The sequence below is a fragment of the Herbaspirillum sp. CF444 genome, from assembly GCF_000282135.1.
Lineage (GTDB): Bacteria > Pseudomonadota > Gammaproteobacteria > Burkholderiales > Burkholderiaceae_D > Herbaspirillum.
In genome coordinates this window covers 1-20,278 of the sequence record NZ_AKJW01000005.1, presented here as the reverse complement: position 1 = coordinate 20,278, position 20,278 = coordinate 1, and the positions used below count along the sequence as shown (strand labels likewise).

At 57.3% G+C, this 20,278-nt stretch carries 13 protein-coding genes and 1 tRNA gene; all 14 read right to left on the bottom strand.

The annotated features are described in order from the left end of the window. Positions 1–117: 117 nt before the first annotated feature. The 14 genes from fusA to PMI16_RS00315 all read right to left on the bottom strand — a co-directional run bounded on the left by fusA (position 118) and on the right by PMI16_RS00315 (position 20,148). Positions 118–2,223 carry an elongation factor G gene (gene fusA / locus PMI16_RS00380; RefSeq protein WP_007875293.1) on the bottom strand — a complete coding sequence of 702 codons (2,106 nt, stop codon included), beginning with the start codon at positions 2,221–2,223 and terminating at the stop codon, positions 118–120. Between the two features lie 127 nt (positions 2,224–2,350). Continuing rightward, entirely contained in the window at positions 2,351–2,821 is a 471-nt protein-coding gene (gene rpsG, locus PMI16_RS00375; protein WP_007875292.1) for a 30S ribosomal protein S7, read from the bottom strand. A gap of 147 nt (positions 2,822–2,968) precedes the next feature. Next, positions 2,969–3,352 carry a 30S ribosomal protein S12 gene (gene rpsL / locus PMI16_RS00370; protein ID WP_007875291.1) on the bottom strand — a complete coding sequence of 128 codons (384 nt, stop codon included), beginning with the start codon at positions 3,350–3,352 and terminating at the stop codon, positions 2,969–2,971. 345 nt (positions 3,353–3,697) lie between these two features. Beyond that, on the bottom strand, positions 3,698–4,846 hold the full coding sequence (locus PMI16_RS00365; RefSeq protein ID WP_007875290.1) for a hemin-degrading factor: 1,149 nt from the start codon (positions 4,844–4,846) through the stop codon (positions 3,698–3,700). Positions 4,847–4,892: 46 nt separating this feature from the next. Next, the gene (locus PMI16_RS00360; protein WP_337468733.1) at positions 4,893–7,079 is read right to left on the bottom strand and encodes a TonB-dependent hemoglobin/transferrin/lactoferrin family receptor; all 2,187 of its coding nucleotides are present in this window, start codon (positions 7,077–7,079) and stop codon (positions 4,893–4,895) included. A gap of 481 nt (positions 7,080–7,560) precedes the next feature. Beyond that, the gene (gene rpoC, locus PMI16_RS00355; RefSeq protein WP_007875273.1) at positions 7,561–11,799 is read right to left on the bottom strand and encodes a DNA-directed RNA polymerase subunit beta'; all 4,239 of its coding nucleotides are present in this window, start codon (positions 11,797–11,799) and stop codon (positions 7,561–7,563) included. Between the two features lie 279 nt (positions 11,800–12,078). Then, positions 12,079–16,185 carry a DNA-directed RNA polymerase subunit beta gene (gene rpoB, locus PMI16_RS00350; RefSeq protein WP_007875271.1) on the bottom strand — a complete coding sequence of 1,369 codons (4,107 nt, stop codon included), beginning with the start codon at positions 16,183–16,185 and terminating at the stop codon, positions 12,079–12,081. Positions 16,186–16,502: 317 nt separating this feature from the next. Next, positions 16,503–16,880 (bottom strand): 50S ribosomal protein L7/L12, encoded by a 378-nt coding sequence (rplL, locus tag PMI16_RS00345; protein ID WP_007875269.1) that lies wholly within the window; start codon positions 16,878–16,880, stop codon positions 16,503–16,505. A 99-nt stretch (positions 16,881–16,979) separates the two neighbouring features. Next, positions 16,980–17,477 carry a 50S ribosomal protein L10 gene (gene rplJ / locus PMI16_RS00340; RefSeq protein WP_007875267.1) on the bottom strand — a complete coding sequence of 166 codons (498 nt, stop codon included), beginning with the start codon at positions 17,475–17,477 and terminating at the stop codon, positions 16,980–16,982. 324 nt (positions 17,478–17,801) lie between these two features. After that, on the bottom strand, positions 17,802–18,497 hold the full coding sequence (gene rplA / locus PMI16_RS00335; protein ID WP_007875266.1) for a 50S ribosomal protein L1: 696 nt from the start codon (positions 18,495–18,497) through the stop codon (positions 17,802–17,804). Continuing rightward, entirely contained in the window at positions 18,497–18,928 is a 432-nt protein-coding gene (rplK, locus tag PMI16_RS00330) for a 50S ribosomal protein L11 (RefSeq protein WP_007875265.1), read from the bottom strand. The genes rplA and rplK overlap by 1 nt, the downstream gene beginning before the upstream one ends. Positions 18,929–19,063: 135 nt before the next feature. Then, positions 19,064–19,654: a transcription termination/antitermination protein NusG gene (nusG, locus tag PMI16_RS00325; protein WP_007875264.1), complete on the bottom strand. Its 591-nt coding sequence runs from the start codon at positions 19,652–19,654 to the stop codon at positions 19,064–19,066. A gap of 2 nt (positions 19,655–19,656) precedes the next feature. Further along, the gene (secE, locus tag PMI16_RS00320) at positions 19,657–20,037 is read right to left on the bottom strand and encodes a preprotein translocase subunit SecE (RefSeq protein WP_007875263.1); all 381 of its coding nucleotides are present in this window, start codon (positions 20,035–20,037) and stop codon (positions 19,657–19,659) included. A 35-nt stretch (positions 20,038–20,072) separates the two neighbouring features. Then, a tRNA-Trp gene (locus PMI16_RS00315) sits at positions 20,073–20,148 on the bottom strand. Positions 20,149–20,278 lie beyond the last annotated feature (130 nt).

The following is a 20,278-nucleotide window of genomic DNA, read 5'->3' as shown; positions in this document are numbered from 1 at the left end:
GCGGCTTGGTCCGCTCGAATTTACCTTTTGCCATTTTGCATTTCCTTCAAAAAGAACGATTTTCTTAACAATTAAAAGCTCACTCCCTGCCAACGCAGGGAATGAGCAAAACTTAACTTACTTGGTCTTGGAAGTAACGATCGCGTCGATGACGTTCTTCGGTGCTTCGGAGTAGTGCTTGAATTCCATCGAATATGTCGCACGACCTTGTGTTGCCGAACGCAACGAAGTCGAGTAACCGAACATTTCCGACAGCGGCACTTCCGCCTTGATGATCTTGCCGCCACCGCCGGCGATTTCATCCATGCCTTGCACCATGCCGCGGCGGGACGACAAGTCGCCCATCACGGTACCGGCGTAGTCTTCAGGCGTTTCAACTTCAACCGCCATCATTGGCTCCAGAATCACCGGGCTGGCTTTACGGCAACCATCCTTGAACGCCATCGAACCGGCCATGCGGAATGCATTTTCGTTCGAGTCAACGTCATGGTAGGAACCGAAGAACAGAGTGACCTTGACGTCAACCACTGGGTAGCCGGCCAACACGCCGGTGTTCAGTGTTTCACGCACACCCTTTTCAACTGCCGGGATGAATTCGCGAGGAACGGTACCACCCTTGATCGCGTCGACGAATTCGAAACCCTTGCCTGGTTCTTGCGGCTCGATCTTCAGAACCACGTGACCGTACTGACCACGACCACCGGATTGCTTGACGAACTTGCCTTCGATTTCGTCGCAAGTCTTGCGGATGGTTTCGCGGTAGGCAACTTGTGGCTTGCCGACGGTCGCTTCCACGTTGAATTCACGCTTCATGCGGTCGACGATGATGTCCAGATGCAACTCACCCATACCGGCGATAATCGTTTGACCCGATTCTTCGTCGGTACGCACGCGGAACGACGGATCTTCAGCAGCCAGACGGTTCAGCGCCAGGCCCATCTTTTCCTGGTCGGCCTTGGTCTTTGGCTCAACAGCTTGCGAAATCACTGGCTCAGGGAAGACCATGCGTTCCAGCACGACCACAGCCTTGTCGTCGCACAGGGTGTCGCCGGTTGTGGTGTCTTTCAGACCGACCACGGCAGCGATGTCGCCTGCCAGCATTTCCTTGATTTCTTCACGCTGGTTGGCGTGCATCTGAACGATACGGCCAATACGCTCCTTCTTCGACTTCACCGAGTTGAACACGGTGTCGCCCGAATTCAGGGTGCCCGAGTAGCAACGGATGAAGCACAGCTGACCGACGAACGGATCAGTTGCGATCTTGAATGCCAGCGCCGAGAACTTCTCGGTGTCTTCTGCTTTACGCACGACCGGCTCGTCGTCTTCATCCAGACCTGGGACAGGCGGAATATCGACCGGCGACGGCAGGTATTCGATCACGCCGTCCAGCATGGCTTGCACGCCCTTGTTCTTGAACGCGGTGCCGCACATCATCGGAACGATTTCGCTGGCGATGGTGCGTTGACGAATCGCAGCCTTGATATCGGCTTCGCTCAGGTCGCCGTCTTCCAGGTACTTATTCATCAGTTCTTCGGATGCTTCAGCAGCCGCTTCGACCATGTTTTCACGCCATTTTTGCGCTTCTTCCTTCAGATTTTCAGGAATGTCGCGATAGTCGAACTTCATGCCTTGGCTGGCGTCATCCCAGTAAATCGCGCGCATCTTGACCAGATCGATCACGCCTTCGAAGTTGTCTTCGGCGCCGATAGGCACTTGCATAGGAATCGGGTTGGCCTTCAGGCGTGCACGCATTTGATCGTACACCTTGAAGAAGTTGGCGCCGGTACGGTCCATCTTGTTGACGAACGCCAGGCGAGGAACCTTGTACTTGTTCGCTTGACGCCAGACTGTTTCCGATTGCGGCTGCACGCCGCCGACTGCACAGTAGACCATGCAAGCGCCGTCGAGCACGCGCATCGAACGCTCAACTTCAATCGTGAAGTCAACGTGGCCCGGGGTGTCGATGATGTTGATGTGGTGAGCCGGGAAGTTGTTCGCCATGCCCTTCCAGAAACAGGTCGTCGCAGCCGAGGTAATGGTAATACCGCGCTCTTGCTCTTGTTCCATCCAGTCCATGGTGGCCGCGCCATCATGCACTTCACCGATCTTGTGGTTCACGCCTGTGTAAAACAGAACGCGCTCGGTCGTCGTTGTCTTACCAGCATCAATGTGAGCGGAAATACCGATGTTGCGGTAGCGCTCAATGGGGGTCTTGCGAGCCATGATTTATTCCTAAGTCTTTAATGCGCGAAACCGAGCGCCATTTTTGTAAAATAGTCGCTCGGCTCGAACAAATTTTAGATACAAACGGAGCTTCTCAACAATTCCCGAAAAGCCCCGCCCAGTCTTGTTAGAAGCGGAAGTGGGAGAACGCCTTGTTCGCTTCAGCCATACGGTGAACTTCGTCACGCTTCTTCATCGCACCGCCACGGCCTTCGGCCGCTTCGATCAACTCGCCACCCAGACGTTGCGGCATGGACTTTTCGCTACGCTTGTTTGCGGCTTCGCGCAACCAACGCATCGACAACGCCATACGGCGGACAGGACGCACTTCAACCGGAACCTGGTAGTTGGCACCACCGACACGGCGGGACTTCACTTCGACCATCGGCTTGCAGTTGCTCAGCGCAGCGGCGAACACTTCCAGCGGGTCTTTACCAGTTTTGGTTTGAATGTGCTCGAACGCACCGTAAATGATGTTTTCAGCGACCGACTTTTTGCCGGACAGCATCAACACGTTGACGAACTTAGCAACATCAACATTGCCGAACTTTGGATCAGGCAGGATTTCCCGCTTGGGTACTTCACGACGACGTGGCATTTCAATTCCTTTCAGTCTTCAGTTGAGCGGGCAGAATGAATTCTTACCGCACTCGCGGACGGCCATCATAGCCACCCACTTACTCGGCCCATCACGGACCGACACATTTCACCAGACTTGCGCCCGACGAAAACAAATTACTCGATGTTACTTTTTAGCTGCCTTGGCGCGCTTGGCGCCGTACTTCGAGCGAGCTTGCTTACGATCCTTGACGCCTTGGGTATCCAGGGCACCGCGAACCATGTGGTAACGCACACCCGGCAAGTCTTTAACACGGCCGCCGCGGATCAGCACGACGCTATGCTCTTGCAGGTTGTGGCCTTCGCCACCGATGTACGAGATCACTTCGAAACCGTTGGTCAAACGCACTTTTGCAACCTTACGCAAAGCGGAGTTCGGCTTTTTAGGAGTCGTTGTGTAAACGCGGGTACATACGCCGCGTTTTTGCGGGCTGTTTTCCAGCGCCGGCGATTTGCTCTTCACGGTCGCGGAGACACGTGGGCTGCGAATCAATTGATTGATGGTTGGCATCGTTTTATATCCAACAAAATTACGACGTTAATAACATTAATTCCAGAAACGGTTGCCCGGAATTAAACAAGAAACTTGCACGAAAGAAACCTGTGCACACCGATTTTAGAGAAAACGAGAGAAGCGCCGAAGAAAGCCGGAAGCAGACCAAAGAACGCTTAAGCCCAGGAGAGCCTAAATTCGAGAACTCGCGAGTATATGCCTGAATAGGCAAGGGGTCAAGGGTCGTTTCCACGCCCCCCTGACCCCGTTGGTAAATTTACGACGCTCTTGCCGGCCCACCTGCCACCGTTGGCCGACCGGTTTCGGGCAGCCGCAACCGGCGCTACTTGTCTCTCTGTCTACTCAGGCACGTGCCAGACTGGCCACAATACTGCGCCACATGGCCGATTCTTCCTTGTTGCGATCGCGACGCGAGAAGAAATTGACCACTTGTTCGCCATTGGCGTCGTAGAACTCCACCGACGTGATGACGCCATCCTTGGCCGGACGCTTGACCACCCAGCCGTGATCGATGCCGGCCTGGCGCAGATGCAGGTTGAAATCCGGATCGAGCACGTTGAACCACTCGCCGGTCGCCTTCACGGTCTTGACCGTGCCGCTGAAGATCTGCGTCATGCCGGGATTGCTCACGAACACCATGATTGGCTGCGCCTGGCTGGAAGCGCTGTTGAGCAAGGTCTGCACCGACTGCGCGCTGATGCGATAGGCGGCGTCCTTGCCGATCAGGTCCAGCGCCTGCTCGCGCGTGATGCCGAGGTCCTTCAGCAGACGCGGGAATTCATGCACGTCCGTCAGTTCATTCCACGAGTCGCGCAACTCCTTGACGTCGACGTCGCCGTTCGGCTTCCTGATGACTTTCGTCGGCGCCCGGTCGACCTTCAGGGCCGCGGACTGGTCGGTCGCCTTGAAATCGCCGACCAGCTTGTCGAAGACCGCCACGCCGGCTTCGTTGTCCAGATAGACCTTGTTGACGGCGTTGCCGTGCACGTCGAAGAACTGCAGGCTGCGGCTGACCTTGCCTTCGCGGCCCGGCTGCACCACGGCGAAGGCCGAGCGCCAGTTGTCGGTGCCGAAGCGCAGGTCGATCTGGCCGCCGGCAAAGCCGGTCCCCGGAATCACCCTACCGTCGGCATTGAGCTTCGCCTTGGTGACGGTACCGACACGTTCCAGCACGGCGTTGTCATTTCGCGTGATGGCCTTGATCCGGCCCAGCTCATGCAAACGGTCGTACACCGCCTTGTAGGCATCGCCGCCGTCGCGCAGACGCGTGACGCCCTTGCCGACATTGGTCGCCACCAGTTCGGCCTCGGACACACCCAGCTTTTGCGCGGCGTCGCGCGGGTGCGTCTTCGGCTCTGCCGTGCGCAACGCAGACCAGCGGTCCGCCAGATCGCTGTTCGACGATACGGACGGCGCCAACGTCGTCGAACAAGCCGCGACGCTGATCACGCCTGCCGCCAGCAATAATGCGCTCAGTTTTTTGTATTTCATTCCATGCCTCTTTTCGGTGAAGTGCCTTGCGGCGTTTTTGCGGATGTCAGTATTCAAACTTCATGCTGACGTTGAAGCTGCGGCCGGGCTCGGTGTACGCGTCTTTGTTGGTTGCGCTGTCGGCCAGAGACAGACCGCGGATGTCGGTCCAGCTCCAATACTTGCGATCGAACAGATTGCGGATGCCTGCATACAGGATCATGTTTTTGTTGAAGCGATAGCCGCTGCGCAGGTCCATCACGAAGAACGACGGCGACACGAAGTTGGTCTTGGTGGCGATGTCGTCTTTGCTCTTGGCGGCGTTGTAGATCATGTCGCTTTGCACGAACCAGACCTGATTCGGCTCGTAGCGCACGCCGGTCACGACCGACAACGGCGCGACCGATTCCAGGCCGGTCTTGACGCCGGTGTTGCTGGTCGTCGTGCCCTTGGTGTAGGCGAAGCCGGTCTTGAGCGACAGGCCATTTTCCATGCGCCAGTCGAGACGTCCTTCGAAGCCATGGATCGATGCCTTCGCCGCGTTCACGTATTGGAAGATGGTCGGGTTGGCGACGGTGCCGGCTCCTGAAATGGCGAGCGAATCGATGAAGTTGCGATATTCGCCGGTATAGGCTGCCGCGCTGTAGTTGAATACCCCGGCCGAAGTCGGCAACTTGCCGCGGAAGCCGATTTCATACGAGTTGCTGGTTTCCGGCTTCAGGTTGGGATTGGCGATCTGCGAGTAACCCTGGCTGGCGTTGTTGAAGTAAGAGTTCACTTCTTGCGGCGACGGCGCGCGGAAGCCGCGAGCATATTGGACGTACGGCGCGAATGCCGGCGCTACTTCATAGACGAAAGCCAGGCGCGGCGACCAGGCGCTGTCCTTGCTGGTCGATGCCGGCTGGCCGTTGGCGATGGCCTGCGCATCGTATTTGGCGCTGGCCTCCGGCTTGAGTTTGTAGCTGTCGTAGCGCAGGCCTGGCACGATGCTCACCGGACCGATGCGCATGTCGTCCTGATAGTAGACACCGAGTACGCTGTAGGACGTCTTGGGGAAATATTCGCAGTACTGGGTACCGGTGCAGGTGGTCCAGCCGGTGCCGTTGGCGTTCATCTGCAGCGTCGCGATGCTGGCGTCGATGCCGTAAGTCATCTTGTGTTTGACAACGCCGGTGGCGAACGCGCTCTCGGCCAGCACACCGCCGCCGAAGATGTCGTCCTGATAGGTAATGTCGCGGAAGCGGGGACGCACGGTGGCGCCGACCGTCGTGCCGCTTTCGTAAGAGTATTGCTGCGTCTTTGCGTTGCGATAGTACAGATTGGCGCGCAGTTTCTGAATCAGCTTGTTGTCGGCGTCATCGTGCTCATAGATGGCCTGCAGCTTGTTGCTGGTGACGTTGCTGTTGCTTTGGTAGCCGCTGATCACCGAGGAGATGGCGGAAAGACTGTCGGCGCGCAGGCGGTTGTCGACGGTCTCGAAGCTGAGCTTGAGCACGTTGCGCGGATCGATCTTGAAGACCACCTTGCCCAGCGCGGAACGGTTGTTGTAGGTCAGCGGATCGGCCTTGGTGCGGCTGGCTCCGGTGCCGCCGACGCTGCCGTTGGTTTCGGTTTCGTTGCCGTGACGTGCATTCAGCACCAGCATGCCCTGCACGACGTCGTTGCCGAACGCCATGGTGCCGGTGGTGCCGTAACTGCTGTCGCTCGAATCGTAGGAAGGACGCACCGCGAAATAGCTGCTCTTGCCGAAAACGTTGAGCAAGTCTTGCGGATCCTTGGTGACGAAATTGACCACGCCGGTCAGGCCGTCGCTGCCGTACATCGACGACGCCGGGCCGCGCAGGATTTCAATGCGCTGATACAGATCGGTATCGGTATAGGCGCCGCGACCGGCAAACAGCGTGCCCTGGCTGAAGGAACGCGGCAAGGTGACACCGTCTTCCAGCAGCATGACGCGGTTGCCGTCGAGGCCGCGGATGCTGATACCCTCGTTGCCGCCGCGACCCATGGTGGCCGACGCGCCGGTCACGCCGCCGACGCGGTAAACCGAGCGACGTACTTCCACGCCCGGCTCGTAGCGCAAGGCATCCTTGATGTCCTTGGCGTTTTCCTGTTCGAGTTCTTCCGAGGTGATGACCGAGACGGTGGCCGCGACGCGATTGATGTCGGTGCCGACGCCGCGCGTCGACGTCACGGTGATTTCTTCCAACGGCCGGCTTTGCGCCAGCAGTTGTGGCGCGGTTTGTTGCGCCATCGCGGGCGCCATAGACCATTGTTGCAAGACGACGGCCGTAGCCAGCGCAAGCTTCTTTTTGCAGAAACGCATAGTAACCATTCCCCTGAGTGGATTAGGTTACTGGCGTCAGCGCTGGCTACCTGAGTTGATGTGACGAGATGAGTGTTTGCCGGATGCCAGCCGCCTCGATGTGATCACCGGGCGCGCTTTTGTATTCGGAACGAGGAGCGGGACAAATCTGGCAGAAGGCTGCCGCCCGCTACTCGCCGTGCTGATTGCATTTATTACAGCAGGACAAACCTTTCAAATAAGAATAATTCTTATTTATTGAATTGTAGAAGAAAAGTTCCCCCGGCTCAAGCCGATTCCAAAGAAATTTATACTGCGTAGTATTTCTTGTCTGCATCAGCCATAAAAAAACGGCGCCAGAATTTCTTCTGACGCCGTTGTTCTTTACTGCTGCGGCAGCCGGTGAAGGCTACCGTGTGCTGCTATGCCATTACGCTTCGCCGTCCGCACCGCCGAAAGTCTCGGTGGAGTGCGCTTCGGTTTCGCTCACACGCGCCTGACGCTCGGATTCCAACAGCGCTGCACGCTCGTCGGCTTCCCATGCGTCTTTTTCCTTGCGTGCACGGTGGAACGCCAGACCGGTACCAGCCGGGATCAGACGACCAACGATGACGTTTTCCTTCAGACCGCGCAGGCCGTCCTTCTTGCCCATGATCGCAGCTTCGGTCAGGACACGCGTGGTTTCCTGGAACGATGCAGCCGAGATGAACGAGTCGGTCGACAGCGATGCCTTGGTGATGCCCAGCAAGACGTTTTCGTAAGTTGCAGGAATCTTGTTCTCTGCAATCACGCGATCGTTTTCGTCCAGCAGTTCCGAACGCTCGACCTGTTCGCCGGTGATGTAGTTGGTATCGCCCGGATCCACAACCTGCACGCGACGCAGCATCTGACGCACGATGACTTCGATGTGCTTGTCGTTGATCTTCACGCCTTGCAAACGGTACACGTCCTGCACTTCGTCGACGATGTAACGCGCCAGCGCTTCGATACCCAGCAGGCGCAGGATGTCTTGCGGATCGGCCGGACCGTCAACAATCATTTCACCCTTGTTCACCACCTGGCCGTCATGCACCAGCACTTGCTTGTCCTTGGTGATCAGGAACTCATGCTTGGCGCCGTCCATGTCCGTGATTTCCAGACGTTGCTTGCCCTTGGTTTCCTTACCGAAGGCCACAGTACCCGTGACTTCAGCCAGCATGCCGGCGTCCTTCGGCGAACGGGCTTCGAACAGTTCGGCAACGCGCGGCAGACCACCGGTAATGTCACGGGTCTTTTGCGATTCGGTCGGGATACGCGCCAGCACTTCACCGACGTGAACTTGCTGACCGTCCTTCACCGTAATCAGCGCGCCGACCTGGAAGCCGATCGTCACTGCATGTTCGGTGCCGGCGATCTTGACTTCTTCGCCTTGCTCGTTGAGCAGCTTGACCTGTGGACGCAACACCTTGGCAGCGGACGAACCGCGGCGCTTGGCATCGATAACCACCAGTGTCGACAGACCGGTCACTTCGTCGATCTGCTTGGCGACGGTCGAACCTTCTTCGACGTTCTCGAACTTCACGGTACCGGTGTACTCGGTAATGATCGGACGTGTCAGCGGATCCCATGTCGCCAAGGCAGTACCGGCCTTGATGACCATGCCGTCCTTGACGATCAGGGTCGCGCCGTACGGTACTTTATGACGCTCACGCTCGCGACCGAGGTCGTCGGTGATCAGCACTTCGCCCGAACGGGAAATGACGATCAGCTCGCCCTTGCCGTTGGTGACGTAACGCATGGTCGCCGTGAAGCGGACGGTGCCGTTGGACTTGGCTTCCACCGACGAGGCCACTGCTGCACGCGATGCCGCACCACCGATGTGGAACGTACGCATGGTCAGCTGGGTACCCGGTTCGCCGATCGACTGCGCCGCGACCACACCGACTGCTTCGCCGCTGTTGACCAGCACACCGCGGCCCAGATCGCGACCGTAGCACTTGGCGCACAGGCCGTAGCGCGTGTCGCAAGTCAGCGGCGTGCGAACCTTGACTTCGTCGATGCCGAGGCGTTCGACTTCTTCGACCGAGTCTTCGTCCATCAGCGTACCGGCTTCGTACAGCGTAGCCTGGGTTTCCGGATTGATGATGTCGGTGGCGGCAACGCGGCCGAGGATACGGTCACGCAGCGCTTCAATGACTTCACCGCCTTCGACCAGCGCCTTCATGGACGCGCCGTTGGAGGTGCCGCAATCATCTTCGATCACGACCAGATCCTGGGTCACGTCGACCAGGCGACGTGTCAGGTAACCGGAGTTCGCAGTCTTCAGCGCGGTATCGGCCAGACCCTTACGGGCGCCGTGCGTCGAAATGAAGTACTGCAACACGTTCAGGCCTTCGCGGAAGTTCGCGGTAATCGGCGTTTCGATAATCGATCCGTCCGGTTTCGCCATCAGACCACGCATACCTGCCAGCTGACGAATCTGCGCTGCGGAACCGCGGGCGCCGGAGTCGGCCATCATGTAAATCGCATTGAACGACTCTTGCGTGCCCTTGGTGCCGTCGCGGCGGACCACGTCTTCGACCTTCAGCTGATCCATCATCGCCTTGCCGACGTCGTCGCCGGCCTTGCCCCAGATGTCCACAACCTTGTTGTAGCGTTCGCCGGCGGTAACCAGACCGGACGAGTATTGCTGTTCGATCTGTTTGACTTCGCTTTCAGCGGTCGCAATGATGGTCGCCTTTTGCGGCGGCACCAGCATGTCGTCCACGCAAATCGAGATACCGGCGCGTGTCGCCAGACGGAAGCCCGATTGCATCAGCTGGTCGGCGAACACCACGGTGGCGCGCAGACCGCACTTGCGGAACGACGTGTTGATCAGCTTCGAAATTTCCTTCTTCTTCAACGCGCGGTTCAGCACGGAGAATGGCAGGCCCTTCGGCAGAATTTCCGACAGGATGGCGCGGCCGACAGTCGTTTCGTAACGCTTGACGGTACGCACGAATTCGCCGGTGACCGGATCCTTTGGATTTTCGACGATACGCACGGTGACGCGGGTGGCCAGTTCGACTTCCTTGTTGTCGTACGCGCGGATAACTTCCGAAACGTCCTGGAACAACATGCCTTCGTTCTTGGCGTTGATCGCTTCACGTGTCGCGTAGTACAGACCCAGCACGATATCCTGGGACGGCACGATCGACGGTTCGCCGTTCGATGGGAACAGGATGTTGTTCGACGCCAGCATCAGCGTGCGTGCTTCCATCTGTGCTTCGATCGACAGAGGAACGTGGACCGCCATCTGGTCGCCGTCGAAGTCGGCGTTGAACGCTGCGCACACCAGCGGGTGCAGCTGGATCGCCTTGCCTTCGATCAGGACCGGCTCGAACGCCTGGATACCCAGACGGTGCAGTGTCGGCGCACGGTTGAGCATGACCGGATGTTCGCGGATCACGTCTTCCAGGATGTCCCAGACCACAGGTTCCTGGATTTCGACCAGCTTCTTGGCTGCCTTGATGGTCGTTGCCAGACCCATCAGTTCCAGCTTGTTGAAGATGAACGGCTTGAACAATTCCAACGCCATCAGCTTCGGCAGACCGCACTGATGCAACTTGAGTTGCGGGCCCACCACGATGACGGAACGGCCGGAGTAGTCGACGCGCTTACCGAGCAAGTTCTGACGGAAACGACCGCCCTTACCCTTGATCATTTCAGCCAGCGACTTCAGCGGACGCTTGTTGGCGCCGGTCATCGCCTTACCGCGACGGCCGTTGTCCAGCAGCGAGTCAACCGCTTCCTGCAGCATGCGCTTTTCGTTGCGCGTGATGATTTCCGGAGCGCGCAATTCCATCAGGCGCTTCAGACGGTTATTACGGTTGATGACGCGGCGATACAGATCGTTCAGATCGGAAGTCGCAAAGCGGCCGCCGTCCAGCGGGACCAGCGGGCGCAGTTCCGGCGGCAGCACCGGCAGCACTTCCATGATCATCCAGTCCGGCTTGATGCCCGAACGCTGGAACGCTTCCAGCACCTTCAGGCGCTTGGCGTATTTCTTGATCTTGGCTTCGGACTTCGATTCCTTCAGTTCCACGCGCAGGGTTTCTGCATCGCGGTCGATGTCGATCGAGCGCAGCAGTTCACGGATGCCTTCGGCGCCCATGAATGCGGTGAAGTCGTCGCCGTATTCTTCGTACTTGGCGGCGTAGTCGTCTTCCGACATGATCTGGCACTTCTTCAGCGGGGTCATGCCTGGATCGGTCACGACATAGGCTTCGAAGTACAGCACGCGTTCGATATCGCGCAGGGTCATGTCGAGGACCATGCCCAGACGCGACGGCAGCGATTTCAGGAACCAGATGTGCGCGGTCGGCGAAGCCAGTTCGATGTGGCCCATGCGCTCACGGCGCACCTTGGCCAGCGTGACTTCAACGCCGCATTTTTCGCAGATGACGCCGCGGTGCTTCAGGCGCTTGTACTTGCCGCAGAGGCATTCGTAGTCTTTGATCGGGCCAAAGATCTTGGCGCAGAACAGACCGTCGCGCTCTGGCTTGAAAGTACGGTAGTTGATGGTTTCCGGCTTTTTGACTTCGCCGTAGGACCACGAACGGATTTTTTCAGGGGACGCCAGACCAATTTTGATCGCGTCGAATTGTTCGTTTTGCTGAACTTGCTTGAATAGATCGAGCAGTGCTTTCATGTATCACTCCAGGTTGGCGTGAGAACGCTAGGTAATGCTATGTATATCGAGACGGCCGCACCACAATCTGCGCACACCCTGTTCGCACCTGCGGGAGAGCCGTGGCTTGCGCCGGGTTCCGCATGTACCGGGACAGACTTGGTCGTCCTTGACTACTTGCAATTGCTTGTAGCTGCTTGCTGAACTGCTTACTTTACTACGTTGCCGCCTTTGCTTCAGACGGCAGGATCAGACGATGAAACAGGGCAAGACGGCCGCGCCGCCTTGCCCTTGAGAACATCAGTCGCGTTCCAGATCGATGTCGATACCGAGCGAACGGATTTCCTTGACCAGCACGTTGAAGGACTCCGGCATGCCGGCGTCGATCACGTGATCGCCCTTGACCAGGTTTTCATAAACCTTGGTACGGCCGTTCACGTCATCGGACTTCACCGTCAGCATTTCCTGCAGCACATACGATGCGCCGTAGGCTTCCAGTGCCCAGACTTCCATTTCGCCGAAGCGTTGACCGCCGAACTGCGCCTTACCACCCAGAGGCTGCTGGGTAACCAGCGAGTAAGGACCGGTCGAACGGGCATGCATCTTGTCGTCGACCAAGTGATGCAGCTTCAGGTAGTGCATGTAGCCGACGGTCACGGTGCGCTCGAAAGCTTCGCCGGTACGGCCGTCATACATGGTGACCTGGTTCTTCGACGGGGTCATGCCCAGTTGCTTGGCAATGTGATCCGGGTAAGCCAGATCCAGCATGCGACGGGTTTCATCTTCGTGCGCGCCGTCAAACACCGGCGTGGCGAACGGAACACCCTTCTTCAGGTTGGATGCCAGCTCCAGGATTTCCTCATCGCTGAACTCGTCGAGCGCTTCCTTCTTGCCCGATTCGTTGTAGATGGTGGTCAGGAACTTGCGCAGTTCGGCGATCTTCACCTGTGCAGTCAGCATTTCGCCGATGCGCAGGCCCAGACCCTTGGCTGCCCAGCCCAGATGGACTTCGAGAACCTGACCGACGTTCATGCGCGATGGCACGCCCAGCGGGTTCAGCACGATGTCTGCCGGAGTACCGTCGGCCATGTGCGGCATGTCTTCGATCGGCAGGATGCGCGAAACCACACCCTTGTTGCCGTGACGACCCGCCATCTTGTCGCCTGGTTGCAGACGACGCTTCACGGCCAGGTAAACCTTGACCATCTTTTGCACGCCTGGCGGCAGTTCGTCGCCTTGCGTCAGCTTCTTGCGCTTTTCTTCAAACGCCAGGTCGAACTGGTGACGCTTCTCGGCGATCGATTCCTTGATCGCTTCCAGTGCAGTCGCCATGTCGTCGTCCGCCGGACGGATGTCGAACCAATGGTACTTGTCCAGATCGTCCAGGTAGGCCTTGTCCAGCTTGGTGCCCTTGGCCAGTTTCTTAGGACCGCCGTTGGCGACCTTGCCGATCAGCATCTTTTCCAGACGCTGGAAGGCATCGCCTTCAACGATACGCAACTGGTCGTTCAGGTCCAGGCGATAACGCTTCAGTTCATCGTCGATGATCTGTTGTGCGCGCTTGTCGCGCTGGATGCCTTCGCGGGTGAACACTTGCACGTCGATGACGGTGCCGACCATGCCCGAAGGCACGCGCAGCGAAGTGTCTTTGACGTCCGAAGCCTTTTCGCCGAAGATCGCGCGCAGCAGCTTTTCTTCCGGCGTCAGCTGGGTTTCGCCCTTAGGCGTCACTTTACCGACCAGCGTATCGCCGGCTTCGACTTCAGCACCGATGTAGGTGATGCCGGATTCGTCCAGACGCGCCAGTTGGTTTTCAGCCAGGTTCGAAATATCGCGGGTGATTTCTTCCGCGCCGAGCTTGGTGTCGCGTGCGACAACCGACAGCTCTTCGATGTGGATCGAGGTGTAGCGGTCATCGGCAACGACTTTTTCGGAGATCAGGATCGAATCTTCGAAGTTGTAGCCGTTCCATGGCATGAACGCCACCAGCATGTTCTGACCCAGGGCCAGTTCGCCCAGGTCGGTCGATGCGCCGTCGGCGATCACGTCATGCTTGGCGACACGATCGCCCACCTTGACGATAGGACGCTGGTTGATGTTGGTGTTCTGGTTCGAACGCGTGTACTTGATCAGGTTGTAGATGTCGACGCCGACTTCGCCAGCCTGCGCTTCTTCATCGTTCACGCGGATCACGACACGGCCTGCATCGACGTAATCGACGATACCGCCACGCAATGCTTGCACGGTCGTACCCGAGTCAACTGCAACGGTACGCTCGATGCCGGTGCCGACCAGCGGCTTTTCCGGACGCAGGCAAGGCACCGCCTGACGTTGCATGTTGGCGCCCATCAATGCGCGGTTCGCGTCATCGTGTTCGAGGAACGGGATCAGCGACGCCGCCACCGACACGACCTGGCCTGGGGCCACGTCCATGTACTGGACGCGCTCTGGCGACACCAGAATGGTTTCGCCGGCTTCACGTGCCGAAACCAGTTCATCGGACAGCTTCAGCGAAGCGTCGATGGTCGCATTCGCCTGAGCAATGATGTAGCGGCCTTCTTCGATTGCCGACAGGTAGTCGATCTGGTTGGTGACCTTGCTGTTTTCAACCTTGCGATACGGCGTTTCCAGGAAGCCGTATTCGTTCAGGCGGGCATACAGCGCCAGCGAGTTGATCAGGCCGATGTTCGGGCCTTCAGGCGTTTCGATCGGGCACACGCGACCATAGTGGGTCGGATGCACGTCGCGGACTTCAAAGCCGGCGCGTTCGCGAGTCAGACCGCCAGGTCCCAGAGCGGAAACACGGCGTTTGTGCGTGATTTCCGACAGCGGGTTGGTTTGGTCCATGAACTGCGACAACTGCGACGAGCCGAAGAATTCGCGGATCGCTGCCGAGATCGGCTTCGAGTTGATCAGGTCGTGCGGCATCAGGTTGTCCGCTTCGGCCTGGCCGAGGCGTTCCTTGACAGCGCGCTCGACGCGGACCAGACCGGCACGGAATTGATTTTCCGCCAGTTCGCCGACGCAACGGACGCGACGGTTGCCCAAGTGATCGATGTCATCGACTTCGCCGCGACCATTGCGCAACTCAACCAGAATCTTGATCACGGCCAGGATGTCTTCGTTCGACAGCGTCATGGCGCCGGTCAGTTCATCACGGCCGATGCGGCGGTTGAACTTCATGCGGCCGACAGCCGACAGGTCGTAACGGTCTTCGCTATAGAACAAGCCGTTGAACAGGGCTTCCACCGAGTCTTCGGTCGGCGGTTCGCCAGGACGCATCATGCGATAAATCGCCACGCGCGCAGCGGTTTGATCCGCTGTGTCGTCGGTGCGCAATGTTTGCGAGATGTAGCCGCCCTGATCCAGATCGTTGGTATACAGCGTCTGGACCGTGTCGATGTTGGCTTCGCGCAGGCGGGCCAGCAGTTCTTCGGTCAGCTCGTCGTTGGCCGAAGCGATGACTTCACCGGTGTCGCCGTCGACGATGTTCTTCGCCAGGACGCGGCCCAGCAGATAGTCTTCCGGCACGGAAATTTGCTTGATGCCGGCGGCTTCGATGTCGCGCACGTGCTTGGCGTTGATGCGCTTGTCTTTCGCGACCAGGACCTTGCCGGCCTTGTCGGTGATGTCGAAACGCGCCACTTCGCCGCGCAGACGCTCGGAGACGAACTCCATCTCGGCGCCGTCGGCGTGCAAGGTGAAATTGTCGAACACGAAGAAGTTCGCCAGGATCTGCTCGGACGTCATGCCGATGGCCTTGAGCAGGATTGTCACTGGCATCTTGCGGCGACGGTCGACGCGGAAGAACAGGATGTCCTTCGGATCGAATTCGAAGTCGAGCCACGAACCGCGATAAGGAATGATACGCGCGGAGAACAGCAGTTTGCCGGACGAGTGGGTCTTGCCGCGGTCATGTTCAAAGAACACGCCGGGCGAACGATGCAGCTGCGACACGATGACGCGCTCGGTACCGTTGATGACGAACGAACCGGTGGTCGTCATGAGCGGCAATTCGCCCATGTAGACTTCCTGTTCCTTCATTTCCTTGACGACCGGCTTGGTCGGCGATTCCTTATCCAGGATCACCAGACGCACCTTGGCACGCAGCGGCGACGCGAAGGTCAGGCCACGTTGTTGACATTCCTTGACGTCGAACGGCGGCGCGCCCAACACATAGGACAAGAATTCGAGACGCGCAAAACCATTGTGCGAAACGATGGGAAAAATCGATGTAAAGGCCGATTGCAGACCTTCGTTCTTACGCTGGGACGCTGTTTTGTCCGTTTGCAAGAATGTCTGGTATGACTCGATCTGAGTCGCTAGCAGGAACGGAACGTTGTGGACGTTAGCGCGTTTCGCAAAGGATTTACGAATACGCTTCTTCTCAGTAAATGAGTAGTGCATGGACACTCCGTGAGTGACAGGAAGGATAGAGAGTTCAGGACTCGCCCGGATTGCTTGTTACCTTGTTGCCGCGATCCGTTAGCAGCGAAACCTCAAGTCTCAGCCCTTCAGTCTTGGTCTGGCGCCACCTCTTGTTGATCCCCGGTCATGCTGAGGAACAAGAAATTGCTAACCACTTAAACGAACCTAAATTCGCATACAAAATTTCGAAACGACAAAGGAGCCAAAGCCGAATCCTTTTTTCAAAGGACTCTGCACTTTGACTCCGGTGGAACGATGCGCCGGCGAACCGGCGGATATTCCAGCTCAAGTAAAACTTACTTGAGTTCTGCTTTCGCGCCAGCTTCTTCCAGCTTCTTCTTGGCTGCTTCGGCGTCTGCCTTGGCGATGCCTTCTTTAACTGGCTTCGGTGCGCCGTCAACCAGATCTTTAGCTTCTTTCAAGCCCAGACCGGTGATTTCGCGAACTGCCTTAATAACGCCAACCTTGTTCGCGCCAACTTCAGCCAGAACAACGGTGAACTCTGTTTGCTCTTCAGCAGCAGCGGCGCCAGCGCCACCACCGGCAGGACCAGCGACAGCCATTGCTGCTGCGGAAACGCCAAACTTTTCTTCGAATGCCTTCACCAGGTCATTCAATTCCAACACGGTCAAGGCGCCTACGGCTTCCAAGATATCGTCTTTGCTAATTGCCATTTGAAACTCCTAATTTATTTCGGTAATAACATCTAATCGGTACTGACGCAGAGGTCAAAGCGCTCATGAACAACCGCCACATTGCTGCGGCCGGCGTTCTTAAGCTGCTTCGGCTTCTTTCTTGGCTGCCAGAGCAGCCAGACCACGCGCAAAACCAGCAACCGGAACCTGCATCATGCCCAGCAATTGGGCCAGCAGAACTTCGCGGGACGGGATATTTGCCAATGCAGCGACGGCAGCCTTATCCAGCGGCTTACCTGCATAGTTACCTGCCTTGACGACCAGTTTGTCGTTGGTTTTAGCAAAGTCGGAGATGACTTTGGCTGCAGCAACGGCATCTTCCGAGATCGAATAGATCAACGGGCCGGTCATTTCAGAAGCGAGGTCGGCAAACGCGGAACCTTCAACAGCGCGACGCGCGAGTGTGTTTTTCAACACGCGCAGGTACACGCCTTGGTCACGCGCTTTGGCGCGCAGTTGCGTCAAGTGACCAACCTGGATGCCACGGTATTCGGCCACGACGATAGTCTGTGCAGTTGCTACTTTTGCAGCGACTTCGGCGACAACGGCCTTTTTGTCATTCAGATTGAGACTCAAGATCAACCTCCAAAAATGATGCTTGGCGACGACACAGGCGAAAAACCTGCTTGCCTTACATCGGTTCGAACACGGCGTCCGACGTTAGGAGTTCATTGCAACGTTTCGACAACCTGAAACGCTGTGTGAGACTGCAAAACTTGTTCGGGGTCACCATCTGCGCTGGGTAATCAAAAACGAGAGTTTTTGACGTTTTAACTTTGTGCCTGCCTGCTGCACGCCGCCCAACGGTCTTTGATTGCCTGGAGCACTTCACAATTGCAAAATGCTCCAGCCCAAAGATGCGCCCCGCTTCCGTGAGGAAACGAGGACTTGATTCTTTACTTAAGCAGCCAGAGTTGCCTGATCCACACGGACGCCGGCGCCCATGGTGGAGGACAGCGAAACCTTGCGCAGGTAAACACCCTTGCTGGTTGCCGGCTTGGCTTTGTTCAGTGCATCGATCAGTGCAACCAGATTGGACTTCAGATCTGCATCGCTGAACGACTTGCGACCGATGGTGGCGTGAATGATGCCGGCCTTGTCGGTACGGTATTGCACTTGACCAGCCTTGGCGTTCTTGACGGCGGTAGCGACGTCAGGAGTAACCGTGCCGACCTTCGGGTTAGGCATCAGGCCGCGTGGGCCCAGGATCTGACCCAGAGTACCGACGATACGCATGGTGTCCGGCGAAGCGATGACGATGTCGAAAGGCATGTTGCCGGCCTTGACTTGTTCAGCCAGGTCTTCCATACCGACGACGTCTGCACCGGCAGCCTTGGCTTGCTCGGCCTTTTCGCCCGAAGCAAACACAGCCACGCGAACGGTCTTGCCTGTACCAGCCGGCAGAACCACGGAACCGCGAACCACTTGGTCCGACTTCTTCGCGTCGACGCCCAGTTGGACGGACACGTCGATCGATTCGTTGAATTTTGCTGTTGCGAATTCCTTGACCAGCGCCAGTGCATTATCGAAAGGATAAGCCTTGGTGCGATCGATCTTGCCTTCTTGCGCCTTAGCGCGTTTTGTCAACTTAGCCATTACAGACCCTCCACCGTGATGCCCATGGAACGTGCCGAACCAGCGATGGTGCGCACAGCCGCTTCCAGATCAGCAGCGGTAAGATCCGGCTTCTTCTGGGTAGCGATTTCTTCCGCTTGTTTACGAGTAATCTTGCCAACCTTGTCTGTATGCGGCTTGGCGGAACCCTTTTGAATACCGGCAGCCTTCTTGATCAGGATGGTTGCTGGAGGAGTCTTCATCACGAAGGTGAAGGACTTGTCCGCAAATGCAGTGATCACGACCGGAATCGGCAGACCTGGCTCGACGCCTTGAGTCTGGGCATTGAATGCCTTACAGAATTCCATGATGTTCAGACCGCGCTGACCCAGCGCCGGGCCGATCGGAGGGGATGGGTTTGCTTTACCAGCTGGCACTTGCAGCTTGATAAAACCGATGATTTTCTTTGCCATGATGGCTCCTACGTTGATTGAGTGTTAGCGCCTTTTCTGCATCTTGCGATGCGGTACTAAGGCTCCTCTGCTGCTTGCCGGATTCGGTGAGTTACATTTCGCCGCGCTCCTGCGGGCGCTTGACTGGGGTAATGCTTAGACTTTTTCGACCTGGCCGAACTCAAGTTCGACTGGCGTTGCACGACCGAAAATAGTAACCGATACGCGCACGCGGGATTTTTCGTAATTCACTTCTTCCACGTTGCCGTTGAAATCGGTAAAAGGACCATCCTTGATGCGAACCAGCTCGCCCACTTCGTACAGCACTTTTGGACGCGGCTTTTCGATGCCGTCCTGCATTTGCTGCATGATCTTGTCGACTTCATGCGGCGGAATCGGCGTCGGGCGATTCGACTTTCCGCCGATGAAACCGGTCACCTTGCTGGTGTTCTTCACCAGATGCCAGGTTTCGTCCGTCATTTCCATCTCGACCAGGACATAGCCCGGGAAGAACCGACGCTCGGTTACCGACTTGTGACCGTTCTTGACATCAACCACTTCTTCAGTCGGCACCAGAATCTGGCCGAACTGTTCTTCCATGCCGGCGCGGACGATGCGCTCGGTCAGTGCACGCTGCACACTCTTTTCCATGCCGGAATAGGCATGCACAACGTACCAGCGCTTTTTACCGGCGCTTGAAACGCTTTGCGCACCAATCGGTGCGCTGTCTTGTGTGCTATCGCTCATTTTTATTTCCAGCCCAAAATTACGTCATACAACAGGAATTCGAGCAACTTGTCCGTACCCCAGAGGAAGATTGCCATGATCAGCACAAAGGCGAAAACGATCGCCGTGATCTGCATCGCTTCCTTGCGGGTAGGCCAGACAACTTTTTTGGTCTCACGTACCGATTCTTTGGCGAAGCCGACGAAACCGCGACCTTGCGCCGATGTCCAGGCAAAACCAACTGCCACCAGCAGACCAGCCACCAGAGCGAGTGCGCGCACTGCCGTAGATTGGCCCGACAAAATAAAAAAACCGACCACGCCGGCAAGGACCGCTACGATTGCAAGTGCAATCTTGAGCTTGTCGCTTGATGTGCTGACGGTTTGTACAGGCTGGTTAGACATTTATTTACTTTCAGTACCCTACTCACCTGAATCGGTGGCAGGGGCGGAGGGCATCGAACCCCCAACCTCCGGTTTTGGAGACCGGCGCTCTGCCAATTGAGCTACACCCCTACGATCAAAACACTGATCTGAACGACTTGGCCAGCCAACTTACGCTTGCCGCTCAGACATCAACGCCGCGATACGGGAAATTCCCGTATCGCGGCGATTGCTACTTTTTTATTACGCGTCAGGCAGGATC